The following is a 4124-nucleotide window of genomic DNA, read 5'->3' as shown; positions in this document are numbered from 1 at the left end:
TACGTCAGCCTACGGGCGGCTCCTCCGTCGGACGGCATGATGTAGAGGTCGAAGTTGCCATTGCGGTCGCTGGCAAACGCGATTTGCTTTCCATCGGGCGACCAGACGGGATTCGCCTCATACGATGCTTGTGTGGTCAACTGAACGGCGGTTCCTCCCGTTGCGGGGACTTTGTAAATGTCGCCTTTGTAACAAAAGGCAATCTCCGTTCCATCGGGCGAGATGCGTGCGTCGCGCATCCACAAAGGAGTAATGGCGTGGGCGGACAATGCTGCCAACGCCAATGACAGACAAATGATTCTTTTTTTCATGTCCAATATAGATATCATATAAAAAGTTCTGCCACAAAATTAGAACAATTCTATGGCAGAACAAAACAGAGCGGACAATTATCTCTGTCCGAACATCAATATCCGGGATTTTGGGTCATCAAGGGGTTCTTGTTCAATTCGTCCGAAGGTAGGGGGAACAGCAGGCGATATGCTTCCACCCCGTATGCATCTTGTGCCAGGCCGTTACGTTTGAAAAAAGCAAAATTGCCGAGGCCATAGAGCAACAGTTGCCGGCGTGCTTCGGCTATTCCGCCTAAAACGTCGTTGCTGTCAATACGGATATTCTTTGCTTCAATCACTTCGTTCAACCGATTTCCGGCTTCGCCGGCACGCCCCTGTTTATACAGACACTCTGCATACGAAAGCATCACCTCCGTATAGGTCTGTACAGGAATAACGGACGGAGTAAGAAGTTCAATATCGGAATAATGATAAGTATTGTTACGGTCATTGTAAACAGCAAACAACACCTCTTTTCCACTTCTGTCATTCAAGAGACGGTCAATCGTTTCACGATTACTGTAATTGGAATTATCCAACTGATAGAAACCGTTCCTTATGACTTCTCCCAACAACTTTTCCGCCTTGTCGTACTTCTGCCGATACATATAAATATCGGCAAGCAACACTCTCGCCACATCTTTTGATACAAAGAAGAATCCGTTTGCATCGCTGAGCGATTCGTTTTTCTTCTCTTCAAGATTTCCAATGGCTTGTTGCAGATTGTCTTCCAGCTTACTCAAAATCACAGCAGCATCGGTTCTTGCAATCCCCCAGTTGTTATCTTCATACCATTTGTAATCGGTAATATAAAGCATATCTCCCCAAGCTGCCACCATGTAATAATATTGCAGGGCACTGAATACATTGCAAATATCCTGATACACACCCAACCAGTCTGCATCTCTCTGCTTCAGACTCACGTTTTGTTTGTTAAACAGCCAGAATCTATCCCAACTGTTTACAATGGCAGCGCAGGTCGGTCTGACATTCTGTTCTACCAAATCGGCCTGTTTATTGTAATGATACAACTGTTGCAGCAAGTTGTATTCCGCAAAAGCATAGGCCAACACAATTGCCATTCCATTCACATAATCCCTGCCTCCTTTTCCCAACAAAGGAACGTGAACAGGAATATCCGCTCCTTCCTGAACGACTTCCACCGTTCCCAATACCGTTCCTATGCAATCGTAAAGATAGATGGTGGTTTTCTTTTCCGTCCGGCTGTTGGCGGGAGCTACCTTTATCGTCAGCACATTGTCTGCCAGCTCCTTTTCGACAGTCATTTCCTGCTTGGGGATTTCTTCGTAGAGTTCACCGAAACTTTCGGGCACAGACACACCCGGCAGTTCCCAAAAGCCGACCTTCGGCGTCAAATACACAGGCACAGGCGATGTTATCCGAATGCGGTAAGAACCGCCCTCACCGGGCACTTCGATGCGAGTGTTTTCCAAAGTCACCTCTTCTCCCTCCGGCACGATTTCATTTCCTGCCACACCGTCGCCGTCCCAGTCGAAGAAATATTTCAAGTCTTTCACTCCGACCGTCATTCCCAATTCCTCGTATCGGCGGACAATGTTCTCCCGTATCTCTTCAAAGCACTTCCACAACTCCTCGCGGTCTTTCTCCATTTGCTGAAGGGTGGCGGCAGAGAATCCGCCGTTTTGCCCAAATTCGCGACAAAGTTCCGCCAAATACTCCGTCACTCCCGCCTCGCTCCTGTTTATCAGCAACAAAGATGACACGGCAACCAACGCCGCAGCCTCCTCGTTACCTCCGACGATGGAAAAGCGGGATGCATCCGTCGCCGCATAGCGGGAAAGTCCGAAAGCGGCAAAGAGTTCCTCTTGCGCCTGCGTGTTGGCTTCTTTAAACGAGCGTCCCTGCTCCACGAGCGTGAGCACCCGTTGATATTTCAGGTGAGTAAGGATATTGACGTGGATGGTCGATTGGTCGGACAAGTCGACAATGGCTCTCAGATTCAACGTGCCCGACGAAAGCTCGCCTTCCACCTCGTTAAAGAAATACCCGTTTGCCGTCAGTTCGGCAAAAGGAGCATTGAAAAGTTTGGAACCGAACGTAAAACTTCCTGCATTGTCCTGAATGGTGGAAGTGTACATCTCGCCCAACGGTTGCATCTTTGCATTCAACGGTTGCACAGTAATGGTCGAACCACTGACAAAAGGCCCTTTCTCCACTTTACCACTGACGTTGTAGTTCTGCGGACGGTAATTTTCCGATTCGTCGCTTTCGCTGCAAGCGAATGCAGCAAGACTCAAGGTTGCTAAAACCAGCGTTTTCAAATGACTTGTTTTCCTCATTGTTTTGTTTTTCGTGTGTCTCCAGCCCCAAAGACCTTTTTTTTATTAAAACGAAAGCGTGAGACTGCAATGCCACGTCTTAGTCGAAGGTCCTGAGAAAACCTAAAGTATACAGATGTAGTAATAGCAGCCCACGCTATAGTGTGAGAAGCACTATGCCAATCCTTGTATATTTGTCTAAAATTTCTCAGGTTCTCGACTACAAGATAAGCATAACGCTTCTTTCTTTTATCTAATATGTTTTTGAACGGAGCACTCTCCTTTCGATTGCAAAAATACGCAATTCTTGCATCAATTCCTTACTTCAGGAGTTAATTTCTTTGCTTATCGCCGCAAAATAAGGCTTTCTTCAGACTTCCCAGCATTTCCAGCCCTTGTTGGCACATATATATACTATGTACGCGCGCACGAGAGCAAGTCTATGAAATCCGCCACTGCATAGGGAATGGTTATGCTTGCCATCCTCTACTCCTCCCGTTTCAATACATAAAACACATTTCTCCCTGCTCCCCTCTTGCACAGTTTTTCCTCCTGGACAAAAGCATTCAGGTCATCAATCGCTTTCAGGCGGGTGGTTCCCGTCAGCCTGCTGTATTCGGTGCGGGTGATTCCCCCGTTCACCCTCAGAAACTCCTGCAACATTTGAAGTCGCCGTTCGACAGGTATCTCCACTTTACCGGCAGTCCGTCCCGATTTGGGCATACGTTCAAGCTGCATTTCCTGCCTCACCTTCATTTTGAATCTTTTGGAAGTGCGCAGATGCACATTGTCAAAGCGGATAGATTCGGAACGGATTTCTTTTCTGTTCATCACCTTCTGCGTGCATTTCAAGGAGACACTGATATGTCCCAAATCACCAAGTTCTACAATATAGCCGCGTGCCAGGAGGTTGCCAAGTTCATCTATCACAGCTCCCAACACTCCGTCGACCATGTTTTGGGGGAAATGCTGATAACGCGCCACCCGTTCGACGAACTCTTTTTGGGAATAAGTACCGCTCGGAACAATCCGTGCATGAAGGGGTTGCTTCTCTCCGGTGTTCTGAACGTCCGGTGTCTCATACAAATTATAATACGCACTCATAAGCTGCTATATTTTATTGGTTATCAATTAATTGTTTCCTGCCTAATCTCTAATATCTCCGATACTGACCTTTAGCTTCCGATTCGCATTGGAGTATCCGTCTGACTATAGTGTAACTTGCGTCCGACTATAGTTGATCTTTCGTCTGACTATAGTCAGACGAAACGAACACTATAGTCAGACGAATAGTGTATCGCATACAAAGATATACTTTATTGCGATAAAACCGATAAATATTAGGAAGAAAAGATTTAGTCAATAGGCAGGAAATAAAGGAGATTTATTGATAAAAATACAAATGAGAAGGATTTTATTCGGCGAAACAACAAATTTTTCTTTTTTTTGCCTCTTCTCCAATTACGGTCTAATAAAAAGATGAATAATGAGT

General features: G+C 46.2%; 3 protein-coding genes. All 3 read right to left on the bottom strand.

What is annotated here, in order from left to right; translation table 11 throughout:
* Window positions 1–311: hypothetical protein (locus tag QZ331_RS14375; RefSeq protein ID WP_294631438.1), on the bottom strand; the 311-nt coding region annotated here is incomplete at its 3' end.
* Window positions 312–406: 95 nt separating this feature from the next.
* Window positions 407–2653 carry a hypothetical protein gene (locus tag QZ331_RS14370; protein ID WP_294631436.1) on the bottom strand — a complete coding sequence of 749 codons (2247 nt, stop codon included), beginning with the start codon at window positions 2651–2653 and terminating at the stop codon, window positions 407–409.
* A gap of 465 nt (window positions 2654–3118) precedes the next feature.
* On the bottom strand, window positions 3119–3736 hold the full coding sequence (locus QZ331_RS14365; RefSeq protein WP_294631434.1) for a DNA-binding protein: 618 nt from the start codon (window positions 3734–3736) through the stop codon (window positions 3119–3121).
* Window positions 3737–4124 lie beyond the last annotated feature (388 nt).

The organism is uncultured Bacteroides sp. (assembly GCF_910586915.1).
Taxonomy (GTDB): Bacteria; Bacteroidota; Bacteroidia; order Bacteroidales; family Bacteroidaceae; genus Bacteroides.
This window is presented reverse-complemented; position numbering and strand designations above follow the sequence as displayed.

Excerpts from the sequence above, each read along its gene's own strand:
- QZ331_RS14370 (WP_294631436.1), bottom strand. The coding sequence starts at position 2,653 with ATGAGGAAAACAAGTCATTTGAAAACGCTGGTTTTAGCAACCTTGAGT.
- QZ331_RS14365 (WP_294631434.1), bottom strand. The coding sequence starts at position 3,736 with ATGAGTGCGTATTATAATTTGTATGAGACACCGGACGTTCAGAACACC.